Genomic DNA, 20036 nt, shown 5'->3' with positions numbered 1-20036 from the left:
GATTCCTTAGATCCGTTCGTTGCCGCCGCTGTAGGAATTACTGCTCGGAAGAACCATTGGTGTTTTCTTCGCCGGCTTCGGAATCCGGCTCGTCGGCATTGCGCGCGATAGCAAGCAACGTATCGCCATCGCCCAGGTTCATCAATCGCACGCCCTTGGTCTGTCGTCCAGCCTTGCGAACCTGATTGGCCGCCGTCCGGATGACACCACCGCCGGATGTGATCGCGTAGAGCTCATCCTCGTCGTCGACGATGAGCGCACCGACAAGGGTGCCACGTTTCTCGTCGTACTGGATGGTCAATACACCTTTACCGCCGCGGCCCTGTGCCGTGTACTCCTCGATCGCGGTGCGCTTCGAGTAGCCGCCCGACGTCGCGACCAGCAGATAGGTACCTTCGCGAACCACGTTGAGCGACAACAGTTCATCGGAGGCGTTGAACCGCATACCCTGCACACCGGAGGTGGCGCGGCCCATCGGGCGCAGCGCCTCGTCGGTGGCCGAGAACCGGATCGACTGCCCCTGCGCCGAGACGAGCAACAAATCGTCCTCGGCCGAGCACAGCACGGCACCGACGAGCTCGTCCTCGTCGCGCAGGTTCACCGCGACGATGCCGCCGCTGCGGTTGGAGTCGAAATCCGACAGCTTCGACTTCTTCACGAGGCCATTCTTGGTCGCGAGGACCAGATATGGGGCGTCTTCGTAAGACTTGATCTGGATGATCTGGGCGATGCGCTCATCCGGCTGGAATGCCAGCAGGTTCGCCACGTGCTGTCCGCGCGCGGTGCGGCTCGCCTCGGGCAGCTCGTAGGCCTTGGCGCGGTAGACCCGGCCCTTGTTCGTGAAGAACAGCAGCCAGTCGTGCGTCGAGGTGATGAAGAAGTGCCTGACCAGATCGTCCTGCTTGAGGCCCGCGCCCTGCACGCCCTTGCCGCCGCGCTTCTGGCTGCGGTACAGATCGGTCTTGGTGCGCTTGGCGTAGCCGGTCTCGGTGATGGTGACGACCACGTCCTCGCGGGCGATCAGGTCCTCGTCGGCGACATCGCCGTCGGCGGCCACGATCTTGGTGCGCCGCTCGTCGCCGTACTTGTCGACGATCTCCTTCAGCTCGTCGCGCACGATCGCGCGCTGGCGCTCCGGCTTCTCCAGGATGTCCTTGAGGTCGGCGATCTCGAGTTCGATCGAGGCCAACTCGTCGACGATCTTCTGCCGCTCCAACGCCGACAGGCGGCGCAGCTGCATATCGAGGATCGCGGTCGCCTGGATCTCGTCGATCGTCAGCAACTCCATCAGGCCCGTGCGCGCGGTCTCGGTGTTGGCCGAGCGCCGGATCAGGGCGATGACCTCGTCGAGCGCGTCGAGCGCCTTCACCAGGCCGCGCAGGATGTGGGCCCGCTCCTCGGCCTTGCGCAGCAGGTAGCGGGTGCGCCGGACGATGACGTCCAACTGGTGGCTGACGTAGTACCGGATCATCTGATCCAGGCGCAGCGTGCGCGGCACACCGTCGACGATCGACAGCATGTTGGCGCCGAAGCTGGTCTGCAGCTGGGTGTGCTTGTACAGGTTGTTCAGCACGACCTTGGCGACCGCGTCGCGCTTGACCGTGACCACGATCCGCATGCCCGCGCGATCCGAGGACTCGTCGTGGATATCGGAGATGCCCGCGATCTTGCCGTCGCGCACCTGCTCGGCGATCGAGTTGATGAAGTTGTCGGTGTTGACCTGGTAGGGCAGCTCGGTGATGACGATCGTGGTTCGTCCCTTGCTGTCCTCCTCGATCTCGACAACGCCGCGCATCCGGATCGATCCGCGCCCGGTGGTGTAGGCGTCGTTGATGCCCTGCCCGCCGACGATCAGGCCGTAGGTCGGGAAGTCCGGACCCTTGACCCGCTCCATGCAGGCGGCCAGCGTGGCTTCCTCATCGGCGTCGTGGTGCTCGAGCGCCCAGTAGATGGCCTCGGCCAGCTCGGTCAGGTTGTGCGGCGGGATATTCGTCGCCATACCGACCGCGATGCCGTTGCTGCCGTTCATCAGCAGGGCGGGCACCCGGCTCGGCAGCACCGTCGGTTCCTGCGAGCGGCCGTCGTAGTTCGGCGTGAAATCGACCGTCTCGTGGTCGATTTCGCGCAGCATCTCCATCGCCAGCGGCGTGAGGCGGCATTCGGTGTAGCGCATGGCGGCCGCGCCGTCGTTACCGCGGGAACCGAAGTTGCCCTGGCCGTCGACCAGCGGGTAGCGCAGCGACCACGGCTGCGCCATGCGCACCAGGGTGTCGTAGATCGACGCGTCGCCGTGCGGGTGGTAGTTACCCATGGTCTCGGCGACCGGGCGCGCGGACTTCACATAGCCGCGATCGGGCCGGTAGCCGTTGTCGTACATCGCGTACAGCACGCGGCGGTGCACCGGCTTGAGGCCGTCGCGCACCTCGGGCAGCGCGCGGCCGACGATCACGCTCATCGCGTAATCGATGTAGCTGTTCTGCATTTCCTGCTGGATGTCGACCGGGTCGATCCGGTCGCCCGCGCCTCCGTACGGAGGCAGCGTCGTGTCGGTCATCAAGTCTCCTTAGCGGGCCGGGTGGCTGTCGAGGTGTCGCACAGGCGCACCGGCTTATACGTCGAGGAAGCGAACGTCCTTGGCATTGCGGGTGATGAAGCTGCGCCGTGCTTCGACGTCCTCGCCCATGAGCACGCTGAACAGCTCGTCGGCGGCGGCGGCATCGTCGAGGGTGACCAGCTTGAGCACGCGGACCGTCGGATCCATCGTGGTCTCCCACAGCTCCTTGGCGTTCATCTCGCCCAGACCCTTGTAGCGCTGGACGCCGTCGTCCTTGTTGATCTTCTTGCCCGCCGCGAGACCGGCCTCGAGCAGACCGTCTTTTTCCCGGTCGGAGTAGGCGAATTCCGGCTCGGAACGCTGCCACTTGAGCTTGTACAGCGGCGGCTGCGCCAGATACACGTGCCCCTGCTCGACCAGCGGCCGCATGAAGCGGAACAGCAGCGTCAGCAGCAGCGTGGAGATGTGCTGGCCGTCGACGTCGGCGTCGGCCATCAGCACGATCTTGTGATACCGCAGCTTCGAGATATCGAACTCGTCGTGGATGCCGGTGCCGAACGCGGTGATGATCGACTGGACCTCGTTGTTCTTGAGGACCTTGTCGATACGCGCCTTCTCGACGTTGATGATCTTGCCGCGCAGCGGCAGGATCGCCTGGTACATCGAGTCGCGGCCGGACTTGGCCGAGCCACCGGCGGAGTCACCCTCCACGATGTAGATCTCGGACTTGTGCGGATCCTTGGACCGGCAGTCGGCCAGCTTGCCCGGCAGGCCGCCGAGATCGGTCGCGCTCTTGCGCCGCACCAGCTCGCGCGCCTTACGCGCCGCGACGCGGGCCTGCGCCGACGAAACCGCCTTGTTCACAATGGTCTTCGCATCGGCCGGGTTGGCCTCGAACCAGTGCGTGAGATGCTCGTTGCAGGTCTTCTGGACGAACGACTTCACCTCGGTGTTGCCGAGCTTGGTCTTGGTCTGGCCCTCGAACTGCGGCTCGCCGACCTTCACGCTCACGATGGCGGCCAGGCCCTCACGGATGTCGTCACCGGTGAGGTTGCCGTCCTTCTCCTTGAGCAGCTTCTTGTCCTTGGCGTACTTGTTGACCACCGTGGTCAGCGCCGCGCGGAAACCCTCTTCGTGCGTACCACCCTCGTGGGTGTTGATGGTGTTGGCGAAGGTGTGCACGGATTCGGAGTAGCCCGAGTTCCACTGCATGGCGACCTCGAGCTCGTGCCCGGTGCCCTTCCCGGTGAAGCCGACGACCGAGTTGTGGATCGGCTGCTTGGTCCGGTTGATGTGCCGGACGAAATCCTCGAGACCACCCGGGTAGTGGTAGGTCCGCGTCTTCACCTTGTGCTCCGGCGGCGCGGCGTTCTCGTCCACATGCTTGGGGGCGTCGGCGGTCTCGCTGACCACCTCGTCGGTGATATCGCTGTCGGTGACCCGCTCGTCGGTGAGCTTGATGGTGAGTCCCTTGTTCAGGAACGCCATCTCCTGCAGCCGCCTGGCCACCGTTTCGAAGTTGTAGGTGGTGGTCTCGAAGATCTCCGGATCAGCCCAGAACCGGATGGTGGTACCGGTCCGCTTGGACACCTCACCCTGGACGAGCTCGCCGGGCGTCGAGTCCTTGTAGGTCTGGGTCCAGTGGTAGCCGTCGCGGTCGACCTCGGCCTCCAGCCGCTTCGACAGCGCGTTCACCACGGAGATACCGACGCCGTGCAGACCGCCGGACACCGCATAGGAGTCGGAGTCGAACTTGCCGCCCGCGTGCAGCTGGGTCATGACGACCTCGATGGTCGGCACCCCCTGCGCGTGCATGGCGACCGGAATGCCGCGACCGTCGTCGACGACCTCGACGCCGCCGTCGGCGAGCAGGGTGACCTCCACCTTGCTCGCGTAACCGGCCATCGCCTCATCGACGGAGTTGTCGACGACTTCCCAGATCAGATGGTGCAGACCGCGCTCACCGGTCGAGCCGATGTACATGCCCGGACGCTTCCGGACCGCCTCGAGTCCTTCGAGAACCGTGATGGAAGAGGCACCGTAGTCCTGCTTGCCTGATGTCGCGTTGGTCGAGCCCGATGCGTTGGAGTCCATGGCAGCCACTGGTCGGTAGCTCTCCTTACTTGCTGATCCTTTGGCGAGGCACTGGACAGCACACGTGGGGCCCGGGTCATTTCCGCTAGAGATTTACGGGGCCACGCGCGCGCTGCGCGGAACGCGCCGAAGGTATCGCCGCTAGTTACGTCACCATCCTACTGGTACACCCAACCTACAACGCACCTACGACACCCCTCACGGCTCCGTGAATGCGAGAAATCGGACTACGCCGACTCGGTTCCGCCATTCGGCGGTTTGATACGCGCCTCCGCGCGTTCAGGCCGCAGTAGCCGAGTCCGGTGGCGGCGGCGTGTCCGATCACCGATCGCGGAGACCACGCCGCGCGGTGCGCGCGGCCGGAAGATCAGCCGTCCCGGGCGGCGATGGTCGATGGTTAATCCACAGACGCCGTCGCGCATCGCCGGCGGTCACGCCTTCATTATCCGGCGTCACGGCCATATACCGAGGCTTTGACCACGCGAAATCGGTTGTCCGTCGCGCAGTTTCACGTGGAACGGCACCGATCGCGCACCGCTGGCTATCCGTAGGTGTCGCGGGGACCGCGCCCCTTGATGTGCCGCTCCCCCTTGCGCCAGCTCGGCGCCTGCGGTCCAGAGATCTTCAGCGATGTCACCACGCCCTGCCCCACCGCGGCATTGATCTTCGCCAGAATCTGGCCCTGGAGCATGCGCAGCTGGGTGGCCCACGCGGTCGATTCGGCCGCGATGCTCAGCACGCCGTCCTTCAGCGTGACCGGGGTGGCGTGCGAGGCGATGTCCTCACCGACGACGTTGGGCCAGCGGCCGAAGACCATGCCCTCGGCGACCTTCGCCGACCAGCCGCGGTTCTTCGCGATCGATCCGGCGAGCTTGAACAGCGGCTGCGGATCGCGCTCATCCGGCCGCGGGCCCGACCACCCGGTGCGCCGCCGGGCGCCGGTGCGCAGGCTCCGCTTCGGCGAGGCTCGGCCCTGACCGACCGATTTGCCGCTGGCCCTGGCCGCGGCGCGCGCCTCCTCCAGTGCGCGACGGGCCAGATCGATGCCGCGCAGCTCGGGTTCCCCACCCGATTGCTGCGTGCCCGGCTCGGGCTGATCGGTCATAGCTGGCGAGCCTCCTTCGCGAATTCCGAGCGTCGCGGCGTGACGAACAGGAGGTCACTGTACGGGAGCGCACCGACAACACACAGGCCCGACGAAGCGTGGCCGAGTGATAGCGAGTTCTCCACAGGTGATGTTGATAACTATGCTTTTCTGTGCATATCTCGAGCGATATCGCGGCGTAGCCGCTGTTCATGCCGTATCGGCGGCAGGCTCGGCAATCCTGGAGATACGCCGATCCGCCTCGCCGATGGTCTCCACCCGCAGCGGTGTGGCGACGAGTTCGGCGGGCACATCCTCCGGCACCGCGGCCGTGATCAGCACCTGCTCGGCTCCCGCGGCCACCTCGGCGAGCGCGGTCCGCCTGCGCCGGTCCAGTTCGGCGAAGACATCGTCGAGCAGCAGCACCGGTTCGGCGCCGGTGCTGCGCAGCAGTTCGAACGCGCCGAGCCGCAGCGCGAGCGCGAACGACCAGGATTCGCCGTGGCTGGCGAACCCCTTGGCCGGCGCGTCGCCGAGCATCAGGTCGAGCTCGTCGCGATGCGGGCCGACCAGGCAGACGCCGCGCTCCAGCTCCTTCGTCCGCGCGGCCGCCAGTTCGCGCAGCACGATCGCCTCGAGTGCCTCGGCGTCGTCCGGCTGCGGCTCGCGCGCGGGATCGAGGAATTCCGGCGGCAGGTACCCGCTGCGATAACCGATTGCGGCGGGCCGGGATTCGGGGGCGATCGACCGATACGCCTGGGCGAGAAAGGGATACAGGTCGTACACCAGGCGAAGGCGCTGAGCGAGCAGCACCGAGGCATGGGTGGCCAGGTGCCCGTCCCACACGTCGAGCGTGCTCAGATCCGACTTCGACCTGGCTTGCCGCCCAGCGGATTTCAACAGCGCCGAACGCTGCCGCAGTACCCGGTCGTAATCGGCGCGCACGGCGGCCAGCCTGGGGAGACGGGCTGTGCACAACTCGTCCATGAAGCGTCTGCGCTCGCCGGGATCGCCACGCACGAGGGCGAGATCCTCGGGTGCGAACAGCACCGTCTGCAGGATGCCGAGAATCTCGCGCGGCCGTCGCGCGGGCGACCTGTTGATCTGCGCGCGGTTCGCGGTGCCCTGGTTGATTTCGATATCGATCCGCAGCTCACGGCCGGTATTGACCACCGAGGCCCCGATCCGCGCCCGCTCGGCGCCGAGCCGGATCAGCGGTGCGTCGGCGGCGACCCGATGAGAGCCGAGGGTAGCCAGATAACCGATCGCCTCGAGCAGGTTCGTCTTGCCGTTGCCGTTCGATCCCAAGAAAACCGTTCGTCCTGGGGATAACTCGAGTTCGGCATGCTCCCAGGAACGGAAGTCGCGCAACGACAGATTCCGGATGTACATCCGCCTAACCCACCTTGCCTGCCCATGATGTGCGCACCGGAACACGCGGCGCCACACAGCGGGGCACCGGAGAACGCACCCGCGCTAGCCCGGCAGCCGGACCGGCATCAACAGGTAGGTGTACGGGCTCTCCAGCGCGGCGAAGGCACCGGATTCGAGCACCTTCGGCTCGTCCTCGCTCGCGGGCAGCAGCACCGCGGGACGGCTCGGCGTGGTGAACCCGAAGGTCACCCGGTCGGCGTGCAGCGCGGACAGGCCGTCGATCAGGTAGCCCGGGTTGAACGCGATGGTCAGCGATTCACCGCGGAAGTCGGCCTCGAGCCACTCCTCCGCGCGTCCCGCGTCGTCACCGCCCGCGGACAGCTGCAATCCCTCGGAGGTGAACTCCAGGCGCACCTGGGCGCCGCGCTCAGCGACCAGCGCCACACGCTTGATGGCCTCGGTGAGCGAGGCGACCGACAGCGTCGCGATGGAGGTGTGCTCCTTGGGGAGCAATTGGCGGAACTTGGGGAATTCGGCGTCGAGCAGCCGAGTCGTGGTGCGGCGACCGGCATTCACGATGCCGAGCAGGCCGTCCGAACCCGCTCCGGTGCCGAGCGAGAGCTGCACGGGCGCATCGGAGGGGCCGAGCGTCTTCGCGGCTTCGGAGAGCGTGCGCGCCGGGATCAGCACCGAGGTCTCGATATCGGTGCGCGATGGCTGCCATTCGATGTGGCGGACCGCGAGGCGGAACCGGTCGGTGGCCGCGAGAACCACGTGCGGGCCCTCGATCTCGACCCGGATGCCGGTGAGCATGGGCAGCGTGTCATCGCGGCCCGCGGCGACCGCGACCTGGCCGACGGCCTCGGCGAAGACATCGACACCGAGTTCGCCGGTCTGCTGCGGCACCTCGGGAAGCTGGGGATAGTCCTCGACCGGCATGGTCGGCAGCGAGAACTTCGCACTGCCACAAGCGATCAGCACGCGCGTGCCGTCGACGGAGACGTCGACCGGCTTGTTGGACAGCGCCTTGGTGATATCGGCGAGCAGCCGACCGGAGACCAGGACCTCGCCGGGACCGGCGACCTCGGCGGCGACGCGCATCTGCGCGGACACCTCGTAGTCGAAGCCGGAGACCGTCAGACCGTCCTCGCCTGCGACGAGGAGCACACCGCCGAGCACCGGCACCGGCGGCCGGGACGGGAGGCTACGGGCCACCCAGGCAACGGATTCCGCGAAGTCCTCTCGGGCGACCCGAAACTTCATGCTTGCAAGCTCCATCGCCCGATCTGTCCTCTCCCAGTTCCGTGATTCTGTGTGCGAAGGCCGGACCTTGCGTCCGCCAAGCGCTCTCGGCTCGTCAGCGTGGTTCTCGAAAGGGTGCTGGATCGGCCGCCCTCGAAGTGTGGCACAGGCGACCGACAACAAACCGTACTCGTCTCGGCCGGATGTACCTAGCCCGACCCGCCTTTCTCGCGATGCGCGACTTCCTTGTGTACCGATCGCCGGGCCTTCGGCGATGTAGGTGAGTGAGTCCCCTCCTCGTTGATCTCCTTGCCGGTGAACCGAGTTGGTCCGGATCGGATGCTCATCGATCGACTTTCCACACAGCCTGTTTTCAAGAGAGTTCTCTAAGAAGAAGAACTGAAGTAGTAGTAGGCACTGTGGAATCTGTGGAGTGGCCGCGTATCCGCTGGTCATAGCGGGTGGCGGCGTGGGGATGGCCGCCGAGTGTCTCGAGGATGAACGCCGGGCGACTGTGGAGCGGCGAGGTTGTCCCAGATTCATCCTCGAGTGCTCCTCGAGTTGTTCCACCGGATTCACCCACTTGTTCACACGTGTGAACGAAATCGTGGACAACTCGAGGAATCCTCGAGGACTCCACATCGATTCCTCGAGGATTCCACAGGCCGCTGACCGATCGCCGTGCTGGTCAGGGGCTGTGGGCGGGAAAGGTTGTGCACTCTGTGGATTCCACCCCTGTGGGTAGCCGCGCGCGGATCGCTCCACAACGCTGTGCACGAACCGGTGCACAACGGTGAGTTTCCTCGAGGACTCCACAGGGATTCCTCGAGGAATCCACAAGGCATAAAAAAGCACCGCCCCTGGTCAGGGGCGGTGCAGGGGTGTGGATACCCGTCAGCGCGAGCGCTGTTTGATTCGGGCTGTGAGTTCTTGAACCTGGTCGTAGACCCGGCGCCGCTCGGTCATCTCCTTGCGGACTTTCTTCTCGGCGTACATCACCGTGGTGTGGTCGCGGCCGAACGCCTGGCCGATCTTCGGCAGCGACAGGTCGGTGAGCTCACGGCACAGGTACATGGCGATCTGGCGGGCCTGCGCGAGCGGCCGTGCCTTACCAGGCCCGGTCAGCTCCTCCAGCGTGGTGTTGAAGTACTCGGCGGTGACGGCCATGATCGTCGCCGCGTTGATCTCCAGCGCCGCGGTCTCCGGCATCAGATCGCGCAGAACCACCTCGGCCAGCGGCAGATCGAGCGGCTGACCGTTGAGCGAGGCGAACGCCGTCACCCTGATCAGCGCGCCCTCCAGCTCGCGGATATTGCGCTCGACCCGGCTCGCGATCAGCTCCATCACGTCATGCGGGACATCGAGGCGGTCCATCCTGGCCTTCTTGCGCAGGATCGCGATGCGCGTCTCCAGCTCCGGCGGTTGCACATCGGTGATCAGGCCCCATTCGAACCTGGTGCGCAGCCGTTCCTCCAGCGTGGCCAGCTGTTTGGGCGGCCGGTCGGAGGAGACGACGATCTGCTTGTTGGCGTTGTGCAGCGTGTTGAAGGTGTGGAAGAACTCCTCCTGGATGCCTTCCTTGCCCTCGATGAACTGGATGTCGTCCACCAGCAGGATGTCGGTCTCCCGGTAGCGGCGCTTGAACGCCACCTTCCGGTCGTCGCGCAGGCTGTTGATGAAGTCGTTGGTGAACTCCTCGGTGGAGACGTACTTCACCCGCATACCGGGGAACAGCCGCTGGGCGTAGTGGCCGGCCGCGTGCAGCAGATGCGTTTTGCCCAAACCCGAAGCGCCCCAGACGAACAGCGGGTTGTAGGCGCGGGCGGGCGCCTCGGCGATGGCCACCGCCGCCGCGTGCGCGAAGCGGTTCGACGCACCGATGACGAACGTCTCGAAGGTGTATTTGGCGTTCAGGCTGGCCGATCCGGTCGGCGCGGCCTGCGCCTCCTGGTTCTTGGTGAAGTACGTCGGCCAGGAGTTGCGTACGTTGACGACCGGTTCGTCATCGGCGTGCTCGGGGCGCTGGTCCGGCATCGGCTCGCGCACCGATTCGTTCATCGGCGCGGGCTCGCGCATCGGGGCCTGCTCACGAACGGGCGCCCTGCCCTGGCCTCGGGCGGGCGCGGGAGCGGGCTCGGGGGTGAACAGCGATTCCTGCCCCGGCGGGATCGCCGACTCGCGGCGCGGGGGCATTCCCTGTTCCCGGCGCGGCGGCTGCGGCGGCTCGGGGACCGGCGGTACATCCTGTTCGGGACCCGGATAGTCGCCGCGGGCCGAATAAGTGCTGGTGGGATAGTCGTCGGCGGGGGCGTACTCCGCGTACTCCGGTGCCGGTTGATAGTCGGGCGTCTCCGCGTAATCCGGGGCGGGCGCGTATTCGTTGGGCGCGTAGCGCGGCGGGGCGTACTCGGTGCGCCCGTAGTCGGCCTGCTGTGGATATCCGCCCTGACCTCGGCCGGAGTCGCGGCCGCGCTCGGGCCTGCTCGTCATCCGCGCATGCCTGGGGTTGGCGCCGGAGCGCTCGGCGGGCTGGCTGGTCGGTGCGGCGATGCGCACGCCGAGACCCTCGACCTGCGGGCCGAGGCGGCGGGCGAGCGAACGCAGGATCGGTTCGCGCAGATCGCGTTCGATGGCCTCCTGGGCCAGCGACGAGGGGACCGAGAGCAGCGCGAATCCCTGGGCCACAGTGAGCGGCTTGACCAGCTTCAGCCAGGCCTGCTGTGCTCTGGTGACCGGTGGGATGGCACCATCGGGAGACCCGGTGGTGAGCTCGGCAACCACCTCTGGCCACACCGTGGCCAACACGTTCTGCTCGTCGTCCATGCAGTTGCCTCCCCGGAGTAGGTCGATAGGAGCAGACGGCCGGGGCACGCGGGAACACCCACCACATGGGTAGATTCAGTGATCCCGCATACGTCCGTAACCGGTTCGGGCGCTGCTCGGATCCCCCATCCTGGCAGCGGCGTGGCACCGTCGGCCCTACGAATATGCCACTCCAGGGGTCTTTCCACACAATTATCCACAGATGTGGAGAACCCTGGGGAGTTGTGAAACGCGGGCGCGCGCCGCATGTGCACCGCCTGGACCTGCGGTTCTGCAGCAATCTTCTGGCAACGCGCCGGGAGTGTCGTGGCGACCTGTGGTTAGGGGTGTGGACGAACTCACCCGTTGTGCACAGATGCGTGACTCGGTGCGGAGGAGAACCTTAGCGGGTCGGACGCCGAATCGGCAACGGGGGCCGAGTTTGACCCCGTCATGGCAGATCAGTACCCTCGTACAGTCACCCCTTGGTGCGGTGGCGGTCTTGTGCTGACTATGCGCCAGGATCGACGCGCGCCGATGATGACCGACTGCGATTCATCGCGACATACGTTTCACCGAAAAAGCTTCGGGCACCGCCTGGTGCCCACCTACTCGAGGAGTGTTGACCGTGGCCAAGGGCAAGCGGACGTTCCAGCCGAACAACCGTCGTCGGGCGCGCGTCCACGGCTTCCGCCTCCGGATGCGGACCCGTGCGGGTCGCGCCATCGTTTCGGCGCGTCGCCGCAAGGGCCGCGCCGAACTCACTGCCTGATCCTCGCTCTCGGACGCTCGGGTGTTGCCTGAGCCGTATCGGTTGCATCATCGTGCCGACTTCTCCCGGACGGTGCGCCGCGGCCAGCGAATCGGGAGGCGCGATCTGGTCGTACACGTGCTGACGCACGGGTATGACGGAAGCGTGGGCGCGAGTGGACGAGGAGACGACCCGGCGGTAGCCGGGCCGTTGGTTCGCGTTGGCGGACCGCGTTTCGGATTGATTGTCAGCAAGGCGGTGGGCTCCGCGGTGGTACGTCACCGGGTGGCCCGCCGCCTGCGTCATATGTGCGCTCAGCTGCTCCCCGAGCTGCCCGCCGAGGCCGATATCGTCATTCGCGCGCTGCCCGGCGCCGCGGACGCCGAATCGGAGGAGCTGCTGCGGCAGCTGCGCGCCGGGCTGCGCAAGCTCGGAGTCGCGCGCACGGTCGGGGCGGGATCGGGTGTTCGGTCATGAACACCGTCGCCCGGCTACCGGCGCGCGCACTGATCTTCCTGATCGAGTTGTATCGGACTTACGTCTCCCCCACCCGCATGCCGGTGTGCCGTTTCACTCCGACCTGTAGTGAATACGCTGTCACTGCGCTGCGCACCCGTGGACTGTTCGTCGGCCTCGGATTGACGGCCGTGCGATTGGCCAAATGCGCGCCCTGGCACCCTGGTGGGTGGGACCCCGTTCCGGAACGTCATCGGAACGAGGCAGCCGCCGCCGACGCGTCGGCGCCGAAGGCTTGTAAAGGATCACCGTCAGCGGTGATCGGCGATACGAACGACGGGAGTGCATAGAGCCGTGCTCAACTTCATCTACTATCCGGTGTCCTGGATCTTGTGGTTCTGGCACCGGGTTTTCGCGGCCGTGCCCGGCTTCGGCAAGGACAGTGGCGCCGCTTGGGCACTGGCGGTGGTGTTCCTGGTCTTCACCCTGCGACTGGTGCTCTACAAGCCCTTCGTCAAGCAGGTGCGCACCACCAAGCAGATGCAGGAGCTGCAGCCGCAGATCAAGGAACTGCAGAAGAAGTACAAGAACGATCGCCAGAAGATGGCGACCGAGATGCAGAAGCTGCAGAAGGACAACGGCTTCAACCCGCTCATGGGCTGCCTGCCGATCCTGGCCCAGGTGCCGGTGTTCCTCGGTCTGTTCCACGTGCTTCGCTCGTTCAACCGGACCGGTCACGGTCTCGGTCAGCTCGGCATGACGCCGGAGCAGAACGCGAACACCGCGAACTACGTCTTCAGCGCGACCGACGTGCAGTCGTTCCTGAGCGCCCGTATCTTCGGCGCGCCGATCTCCGCCTTCATCACCACCCCGGTCAACGAGCTACAGGCGTTCGCCAACTACGGCGGCGTGCCGACCAAGCTGAGCATCGCGCTCGTCGCCATCCCGCTGATGGTGATCGCCGGTCTGGCAACGCATTTCAATGCGCGCGCCTCGGTGGCGCGGCAGACGCCGGAGGCCGCGGCCAACCCGCAGGCCGCGATGATGAACAAGCTCGCGCTCTGGGTGTTCCCGCTCGGCGTGCTCGTCGGTGGTCCGTTCCTGCCGATCGCCATCCTTCTCTACTGGGTCTCCAACAACATCTGGACCTACGGGCAGCAGCACCTCGTCTTCGGCCGGATGGCCAAGGAGGAAGAGGAGAAGAAGCAAGCCAAGTTGGAGCAGCGTGCCCAGAACGCGCCGAAACCCGGTGTGAAGCCGGTCGATACGCGTAAGAAGCCGGCGGCTCAACCGGAGGACGCGGTCGCGTCGACGAATGGCACCGACCCGGCCGCGAAGCCCGCGGTCAAGTCGTCGGGCCAGCGGCGCCCGAGCGGTCAGAAGCGACCCGGCCGCGGCCGAGCGAACCAGAAGCGGCGGCACTGACCCCACCAGCTACCCCTTGTATCGCGGCGGTGTCGGCGGCGCTCCCCCGGTTCCGTGCGATGAGCAGATGAAGGAAATCAAATGACTGTTGAGACCGACGGAGGGGACGCCACAGTGGCGACAACGATGGCAGAGGCCGAGCCTGATGTCGTGAATGACGCGAACGACGCTGAGGAAGCCCTCATCGAAGAGGGTGAGATCGCGGGCGACTACTTGGAACAGTTGTTGGACGTACTGGATTTCGATGGCGACATCGATCTGGACGTCGAAGGCGATCGCGCCATCGTCAGCATCGACGGCGGTCGCGATCTGTCGAAGCTGGTCGGTCGCAACGGTGAGGTACTCGACGCGCTGCAGGAGCTGACCCGGCTGGCGGTGCAGCAGGCGACCGGTGTGCGCAGCAGGCTGATGCTGGACGTGGCGGGCTGGCGGGCCAAGCGCCGCGAAGAGCTGAGCGCGCTGGGAACCGCTGCGGCACAGCGGGTGCTGGAGTCGGGTGCGCCGGAGCCGCTCGCGCCGATGACTCCGTTCGAGCGCAAGATCGTGCACGACGCGGTCGCCGCGGTCGACGGTGTCAGCAGTGAGAGCGAGGGTGTCGAGCCCAACCGTCATGTGGTGGTCGTACCCGCCTGAGATCGAGCTGCGCTTGGGGTATGGCGTGTTTCGTCACCCTGACGGAAGTGGTTGGATAGGCCTCTGGTTCTCCGGACCGGAGGCCTTATCCATGTCGTCCTATTCGGATCCGGAAGGATGTTTCACGTGGAACGAGATCTCGGTGCAGCCACCACCTTGCCCACCGAGCTGGAGGCGCCGCCGATCGCCGCGACCGTCTTCGGTGATCGGCTCGAGCTCGCGCGGCGCTACTGCGCCGCCCTCGCGTCGGCCGGTGTGGAGCGCGGACTGATCGGTCCCCGTGAGGTGCCGCGCCTCTGGGATCGGCACATCCTCAACTGCGCGGTGCTCGGTGAGCTGATTCCTGAGGGTGCGTCCGTGGTCGATGTCGGCAGCGGCGCCGGACTCCCCGGCATCCCGCTCGCGCTCGCTCGGCCCGACCTTCGCATCACGCTGGTCGAACCGCTACTGCGCCGGACGGTCTTCCTGAGCGAGTTCATCGAGGCGGGCGGACTGGAACACATCACCGTGGTGCGCGGCCGGGCCGAACAATCCGGTGTGCTGAAGGAAGCGGGCGGCGCGGATGTGGTGACCTCGCGGGCGGTTGCTCCGCTGGCCAAGCTCGCTCAGTGGTCACTCCCCCTGCTGCATGAGCACGGGCGGATGCTCGCGCTCAAGGGAGTCAGTGCGGCAGAGGAATTGGAGCGGGACGCCGAGGCGCTGGCGAAGGCCGGGGCGGGCAATGCGAAGGTACTGGAGTGTGGCGCGGGCATCGTCAGTACGCCGACGCTGGTGATCAGCGCCGAGCGTTTGCCGCGGGCCGAGCGGGCGCCGCGTCGGGCGCAACGCGCACGGAAGTCGAAGTAGCACAGTCGCTGCGTGCGATGTTTCATGTGAAACATCGCACGAGAGCGGCGAAGTATGCGCGGAATACGGACAGATTTGCGTGTCCTTTGCGCCGCACCGCGATTCAGCTTTCTAAACGCGCTCAGTGCTGGCAAGCTATTCACGTCGGGCGTGAGCGTAGGTGCCACGGAGGGATCTGGATGTGCGGGAAATGCTCCGCTCGATCGATCGGGCTCCGCGTTCCCGATTGAGCATCATGTTCGATCCGACACGGCTGTTGATGACACGGCGCCGACGCTCGTCGGGGGCACGTGATCTGAAGTTCTCGGGTTAGGAGCTGTTATGTCGAGCGGTCCGGCGAATGTTTCACGGGAAACGGCGTCGCGAGTGCCGGGGATGCTGGACTCCAGCAACTTCGACGCGGAGGCATTCGGAAGTACACCGTTCGGGCACATCTCCCCCAGTGAGACCCCGATAGCGGCGGAGGCGCAACGCGCCAGTCAGATATTGCATCCAGGAAAGGTGACAGTGCCGAAACCGCACGAGCAACGCATCATCACCATCGCCAATCAGAAGGGCGGCGTCGGCAAGACGACTACCGCGGTGAATCTCGCGGCCGCGCTGGCGCATCAAGGGATGACCGTGCTCGTCATCGATCTCGACCCACAGGGCAACGCCAGTACCGCCCTTGGTATCGAGCATCATTCGGGCGTCCCGTCCAGCTATGAACTGCTCATCGGCGAGGTGTCGGTCAAGGACGCCATTCAGCAGAGCCCGCACAGCGAGCGCCTGCTCTGCATTCCGGCGACCATCGACCTGGCCGGTGCGGAGATCGAATTGGTGTCGATGGTGGCTCGGGAGGGGCGGCTCAAGGCGGCCATCCAGGAGGCCAACATCGCCGGCTACGACATCGACTACGTGATGATCGACTGCCCGCCCTCGCTCGGTCTGCTGACGGTCAATGCGATGGTCGCGGCGAAGGAGGTGCTGATCCCGATTCAGTGCGAGTACTACGCGCTGGAGGGTGTCGGTCAGCTACTCCGCAATATCGGCCTGGTGCAGGCGCATCTCAATCCGGATCTGCATGTCTCCACGGTGATCCTCACGATGTACGACGGCCGGACCAAACTGGCCGACCAGGTCGCCGAGGAGGTCCGCGGGCACTTCGGTGACGTGGTGCTGCGCTCGGTGATTCCGCGCAGCGTGAAGGTCTCCGAGGCGCCGGGCTACGGCATGACGGTGCTCGATTATGATCCAGGCTCCCGGGGTGCGATGAGCTATCTCGACGCCGGGCGTGAGATGGCCGCTCGTGCGGTGGCTCGAGAGGCCGCCGTCGCGGCGGCGAATCAGGAAGGGGTCGGTTAACCGATGAGTCAGGCGAAGAAGGGCGGTCTCGGTCGTGGCCTTGCCGCGCTGATCCCGACGGGCCCGGCGGGCGCACCGGGACTCAGCAGTGCCGCGGCGAGCACCCTCGGGCTGGATCCGATCGGGCCGCAGCCCGCGACGGCGTTCCTGCATCGGGTACCCGACCCCGCCGACGAGGACGCCGACCTCGCCTCCCCCGGCGGTGCCGTATACCGCGAGATCGCGCCGGAGCAGATCGAGCCGAACCCGAAGCAGCCGCGTCAGGTCTTCGAGGAGGAGGCGCTCGCCGAGCTGGTGCACTCCATCCGCGAATTCGGGCTGATGCAGCCGATCGTGGTGCGCCGGGTCGAACCGGGCGTCGATCGCTTCCAGCTCGTCATGGGCGAGCGGCGTTGGCGTGCCTGCCAGGAGGCCGGGCTTGCCGCGATCCCCGCGATCATCCGGGAGACCGCCGATGGGTCCATGCTGCGCGACGCGCTGCTGGAGAACATTCACCGCGTGCAGCTGAACCCGCTCGAAGAGGCGGCGGCCTATCAGCAGCTGCTCGAGGAATTCGACGTCACGCACGAGGAGTTGGCCTCGCGCATCGGGCGCTCGCGCCCGGTCGTGACGAATATGATCCGCCTGTTGAAGCTGCCTATTTCGGTGCAGCGACGGGTCGCGGCGGGCGTGCTGTCCGCGGGTCATGCGCGTGCGCTGCTGGGTCTCAATGCCGGTGCGGACGCGCAGGAGGAGCTTGCGAAGCGGGTCGTGGCCGAGGGGCTGTCGGTTCGCACGACCGAGGAAGCCGTCACGCTGGCGAACCGGGAGCCGGAGCCCGAGGCGGAGAATTCCGACGAGGAGTCCACTCCCCAGCGCAAGCCGATCCATGCGCCGGGTCTGCAGAAGGTGGCCGATCGGTTGTCGGATTCGTTCGACACCCGAGTGATCGTCAGCATGGGTAAGCGCAAGGGCAAGATCATCGTGGAATTCGGTTCCGTTGAAGACCTCGAGCGCATCGTCGGTCTGATGGAGCAGCAGCAGCTCGGCATGTGACAGAAGTGGCAAAAATAGCTCTGTGTTTCCGGTAGGCACGGACCCGACGCCGAAACGTCACTGTGACGGCGAGGAAAATGGGCATGGAGCTCCTGACCAAATGCACAGTGAAGTGGAATGAGGCGGGTTCTCGTTGATCGCATATTCTCCGCGTATGCCCGAAGCCGAACGCTGGCGAAGCGGAGGCATGGTTCTGGAGCCGAGCGCGAGCGAGGCGGAGGCATGAGTGTGGATGAATCGGAGAGCTGGAGGCTGAGTAGAGCGGTGTCGACCAGCGTCACAGCACTGACCCTCGGCGAGCTGGACAAGCTCCCCGCACACGCCCGGCGTTGTGTGTTCTGGGAGATGGATCCCGCGGTCGCCGAGGACTCGCGCGGATTCAGCGATCCGGTCTTCGAGAAGGAGGCCTGGCTCTCCACCGTCATGCTCGAATGGGGTTCGTGCGGGCAGGTGGCCAACGTCGATGGCAACATCGCAGGCTGCGCCCTCTACTCGCCACCGCGGGTGGTGCCGAGGGCAGGCCTCTTCCCCACCTCGCCGGTGAGCCCGGACGCGGTCCTGCTGACCACGCTGCGGGCCGAATTTCCCTATCAGGACGCGGACATTGCCCACCGGCTGATGCAGGCCGTGGTGGCCGATCTGGTGCGTCGCGGCGTTCGTGCCCTGGAGGCCTTCGGACTGCGCACCGATCCGCCGGCCAAGGCGCTTGCGGAGCGGACGGTCGGCTCGATGATGCTGATGGAGCGCATCGCCTCGCCGATCCGTGATGCCGCCTCGAACCCGGCGACCGAATGCTCGCCGGAAACCTGCATGATCGACGCCGATTTCCTGGAGGAGGTCGGCTTCGAGGTGATCGCCCCGCATCACCGCTTCCCTCGGCTGCGGTTGGAGCTCAACTCCGATCACGGATGGAAGGAAGACGTGGAGCACGCGCTCGACCAGCTGCTCGCGGCCGCGGCGATGACCCCGCCCACCCGCATCGGCGCCCGCTAGTCCGCCTCTCCGCGTATTCAGGCCAGACTCGTGTGCCGCAGGACTGGGCATTCGCGGCTGGCGGTCGCGTCGTGGTCGGGTTGGCCCGTGTGCCCCAGGGGCTACCCATGTACGAACGAAATCAGTTGTTACGCTGGCAAACTGAATGAGAAAGCCCCCGCAGATGTTTCGCCTGCGGGGGCTTCTTTTCGAAGATCTACATGCGGTCCGCGGCGGCCAGTTCTTCGGCAAGCAGTTCCGCGAAAGTGTATGTGCCGGTGGGCTGGTCGTCCTGGCCGAGCAGGTACAGGCGCTTCACCGAAATCAGGATGGCCTCCGCGATCACATCGCGCATGCGCGGGTTGGTGAGTACCGAGGCATCGTAATCGTTTGTCAGATAACCGATGTCGACCTGCACCGTCGGCATCTTGGTGAGCCGCAGCAGATCCCAGGTCCTGGCGTGGGTCCGGCAGTCCTGCAACGAGGTTCGGGCCACCACCTCGCGCTGGATGAACCCGGCCAGCACCTGGCCGATCATCGACACCGACCCGTGCGAGTTGCCGAAATAGAAGCCGGCGACACCGTTGGCGAGCGGGCTCGGGTTGGTCGCGCAGCGCAGCGAGATCATCAGATCGGCGTCGAACGCGTTGGAGGTGTCCGCGCGCTCGGCATCGGTCGGATTGGCGCCCCACGGCCGCGACAGGAAGGTCTCCATGCCGGTGGCGGCCATCCGGCCCTCCAGCCTGCTCGCCAGATCCCAGAGGATCTCCGACTCGTAGACATCGCCGAATTCGCTTGGTACCGAATGGCCTTTGTCGGGTCCGCCGAGACCGGGATCGATGACGATCCGCTTACCGGTCAGCTGCGGGCCCGCCCGGTGCACCACCTCTTCCTCGGCGATCCGGTGCGGATTGCCGCCGGTGACGCGCGCGCCGAGCAGGTCGAGCGAGCGCAGCGTGTCCGGACCGCAGATGCCGTCGGCGGACAGGCCGATCTCCCGCTGGAACGCCGTGAGCGCGTCGTGGGTGTGCGGGCCGAAGTAGCCGTCGACGCGGTGCACGTAGAAACCGAGATCCTGCAGCCTGCGCTGCAGTGTGGCGACATCGTCACCGTAGAGCGGCGCGGACAGCTGATAGATCAGCGTGCGCGCGCCGAGTCGGTAGGACGCCTCTTTCAGAGCCCGATAGGTGGCCGGTCCGACCACACCGTCGACGAGCAGGCCGCGATGCTGCTGGAACGCGCGAACCGCCGAGTCGAGATGATGGTCGAAGGTGGCCTCGGTGTCTTTCCAGTACTCGCCCGCGTCGGCGTGATCAGCGGCGGCGGCGTGCGCGTGGAGGAAACCGAGACTTGCCAGGGTGCTCCGAACCTCTGCTACGGCTGGACCGGTGTCGCCGTGACGAAGTCGGTGCATGCGTGAGAGC

The 20036-nt window shown here is 66.1% G+C and carries 16 protein-coding genes; 9 read left to right on the top strand and 7 right to left on the bottom strand.

What is annotated here, in order from left to right; translation table 11 throughout:
* Positions 1–37 precede the first annotated feature (37 nt).
* From gyrA to dnaA, 6 genes are all read right to left on the bottom strand, one after another.
* Positions 38–2554 carry a DNA gyrase subunit A gene (gene gyrA, locus ACIG5A_RS23990; protein WP_397243534.1) on the bottom strand — a complete coding sequence of 839 codons (2517 nt, stop codon included), beginning with the start codon at positions 2552–2554 and terminating at the stop codon, positions 38–40.
* 54 nt (positions 2555–2608) lie between these two features.
* A complete protein-coding gene (gene gyrB / locus ACIG5A_RS23985) occupies positions 2609–4648 on the bottom strand; it encodes a DNA topoisomerase (ATP-hydrolyzing) subunit B (protein WP_397243532.1) in 2040 nt (679 codons plus the stop codon).
* Between the two features lie 541 nt (positions 4649–5189).
* A complete protein-coding gene (locus ACIG5A_RS23980) occupies positions 5190–5753 on the bottom strand; it encodes a DUF721 family protein (protein WP_397243530.1) in 564 nt (187 codons plus the stop codon).
* 189 nt (positions 5754–5942) lie between these two features.
* Entirely contained in the window at positions 5943–7124 is a 1182-nt protein-coding gene (gene recF / locus ACIG5A_RS23975) for a DNA replication/repair protein RecF (RefSeq protein WP_397243528.1), read from the bottom strand.
* A gap of 84 nt (positions 7125–7208) precedes the next feature.
* The gene (gene dnaN, locus ACIG5A_RS23970; protein WP_397243525.1) at positions 7209–8384 is read right to left on the bottom strand and encodes a DNA polymerase III subunit beta; all 1176 of its coding nucleotides are present in this window, start codon (positions 8382–8384) and stop codon (positions 7209–7211) included.
* Between the two features lie 858 nt (positions 8385–9242).
* Positions 9243–11171, bottom strand: coding sequence for a chromosomal replication initiator protein DnaA (dnaA, locus tag ACIG5A_RS23965; protein ID WP_397243523.1), 1929 nt, complete (start codon positions 11169–11171; stop codon positions 9243–9245).
* A 607-nt stretch (positions 11172–11778) separates the two neighbouring features.
* Here dnaA and rpmH point away from each other — a divergent pair.
* From rpmH to ACIG5A_RS23920, 9 genes are all read left to right on the top strand, one after another.
* On the top strand, positions 11779–11922 hold the full coding sequence (gene rpmH, locus ACIG5A_RS23960; RefSeq protein ID WP_005516618.1) for a 50S ribosomal protein L34: 144 nt from the start codon (positions 11779–11781) through the stop codon (positions 11920–11922).
* A gap of 21 nt (positions 11923–11943) precedes the next feature.
* Positions 11944–12378 carry a ribonuclease P protein component gene (gene rnpA, locus ACIG5A_RS23955; RefSeq protein ID WP_397243521.1) on the top strand — a complete coding sequence of 145 codons (435 nt, stop codon included), beginning with the start codon at positions 11944–11946 and terminating at the stop codon, positions 12376–12378.
* Entirely contained in the window at positions 12375–12707 is a 333-nt protein-coding gene (gene yidD, locus ACIG5A_RS23950; protein WP_397243519.1) for a membrane protein insertion efficiency factor YidD, read from the top strand. The genes rnpA and yidD overlap by 4 nt, the downstream gene beginning before the upstream one ends.
* A gap of 4 nt (positions 12708–12711) precedes the next feature.
* Positions 12712–13782, top strand: a complete 1071-nt coding sequence (gene yidC, locus ACIG5A_RS23945; RefSeq protein ID WP_397243997.1) for a membrane protein insertase YidC — start codon at positions 12712–12714, stop codon at positions 13780–13782.
* A gap of 81 nt (positions 13783–13863) precedes the next feature.
* Positions 13864–14415, top strand: coding sequence for a protein jag (locus tag ACIG5A_RS23940; protein ID WP_397243517.1), 552 nt, complete (start codon positions 13864–13866; stop codon positions 14413–14415).
* Between the two features lie 117 nt (positions 14416–14532).
* Entirely contained in the window at positions 14533–15261 is a 729-nt protein-coding gene (gene rsmG, locus ACIG5A_RS23935) for a 16S rRNA (guanine(527)-N(7))-methyltransferase RsmG (protein WP_397243515.1), read from the top strand.
* A gap of 375 nt (positions 15262–15636) precedes the next feature.
* The gene (locus tag ACIG5A_RS23930) at positions 15637–16605 is read left to right on the top strand and encodes a ParA family protein (protein ID WP_397243994.1); all 969 of its coding nucleotides are present in this window, start codon (positions 15637–15639) and stop codon (positions 16603–16605) included.
* Between the two features lie 3 nt (positions 16606–16608).
* Positions 16609–17640, top strand: a complete 1032-nt coding sequence (locus ACIG5A_RS23925; protein ID WP_397243513.1) for a ParB/RepB/Spo0J family partition protein — start codon at positions 16609–16611, stop codon at positions 17638–17640.
* 264 nt (positions 17641–17904) lie between these two features.
* Positions 17905–18633 (top strand): GNAT family N-acetyltransferase, encoded by a 729-nt coding sequence (locus ACIG5A_RS23920; protein WP_397243992.1) that lies wholly within the window; start codon positions 17905–17907, stop codon positions 18631–18633.
* A gap of 196 nt (positions 18634–18829) precedes the next feature.
* On the opposite strand, the gene ACIG5A_RS23915 is transcribed toward ACIG5A_RS23920, so the two are convergent.
* Positions 18830–20026 carry a peptidoglycan-binding protein gene (locus tag ACIG5A_RS23915; protein WP_397243511.1) on the bottom strand — a complete coding sequence of 399 codons (1197 nt, stop codon included), beginning with the start codon at positions 20024–20026 and terminating at the stop codon, positions 18830–18832.
* Positions 20027–20036: the final 10 nt, after the last annotated feature.

The organism is Nocardia sp. NPDC052566 (assembly GCF_044547285.1).
In the GTDB taxonomy this organism is placed as follows: Bacteria; Actinomycetota; Actinomycetes; order Mycobacteriales; family Mycobacteriaceae; genus Nocardia.
This window is presented reverse-complemented; position numbering and strand designations above follow the sequence as displayed.

Coding starts and splice junctions, on each gene's coding strand:
- gyrA (WP_397243534.1), bottom strand. CDS start 2,554: ATGACCGACACGACGCTGCCTCCGTACGGAGGCGCGGGCGACCGGATC.
- gyrB (WP_397243532.1), bottom strand. CDS start 4,648: ATGGACTCCAACGCATCGGGCTCGACCAACGCGACATCAGGCAAGCAG.
- ACIG5A_RS23980 (WP_397243530.1), bottom strand. CDS start 5,753: ATGACCGATCAGCCCGAGCCGGGCACGCAGCAATCGGGTGGGGAACCC.
- recF (WP_397243528.1), bottom strand. CDS start 7,124: ATGTACATCCGGAATCTGTCGTTGCGCGACTTCCGTTCCTGGGAGCAT.
- dnaN (WP_397243525.1), bottom strand. CDS start 8,384: ATGGAGCTTGCAAGCATGAAGTTTCGGGTCGCCCGAGAGGACTTCGCG.
- dnaA (WP_397243523.1), bottom strand. CDS start 11,171: ATGGACGACGAGCAGAACGTGTTGGCCACGGTGTGGCCAGAGGTGGTT.
- yidD (WP_397243519.1), top strand. CDS start 12,375: ATGAACACCGTCGCCCGGCTACCGGCGCGCGCACTGATCTTCCTGATC.
- ACIG5A_RS23940 (WP_397243517.1), top strand. CDS start 13,864: ATGACTGTTGAGACCGACGGAGGGGACGCCACAGTGGCGACAACGATG.
- rsmG (WP_397243515.1), top strand. CDS start 14,533: ATGTTTCACGTGGAACGAGATCTCGGTGCAGCCACCACCTTGCCCACC.
- ACIG5A_RS23930 (WP_397243994.1), top strand. CDS start 15,637: ATGCTGGACTCCAGCAACTTCGACGCGGAGGCATTCGGAAGTACACCG.
- ACIG5A_RS23925 (WP_397243513.1), top strand. CDS start 16,609: ATGAGTCAGGCGAAGAAGGGCGGTCTCGGTCGTGGCCTTGCCGCGCTG.
- ACIG5A_RS23915 (WP_397243511.1), bottom strand. CDS start 20,026: ATGCACCGACTTCGTCACGGCGACACCGGTCCAGCCGTAGCAGAGGTT.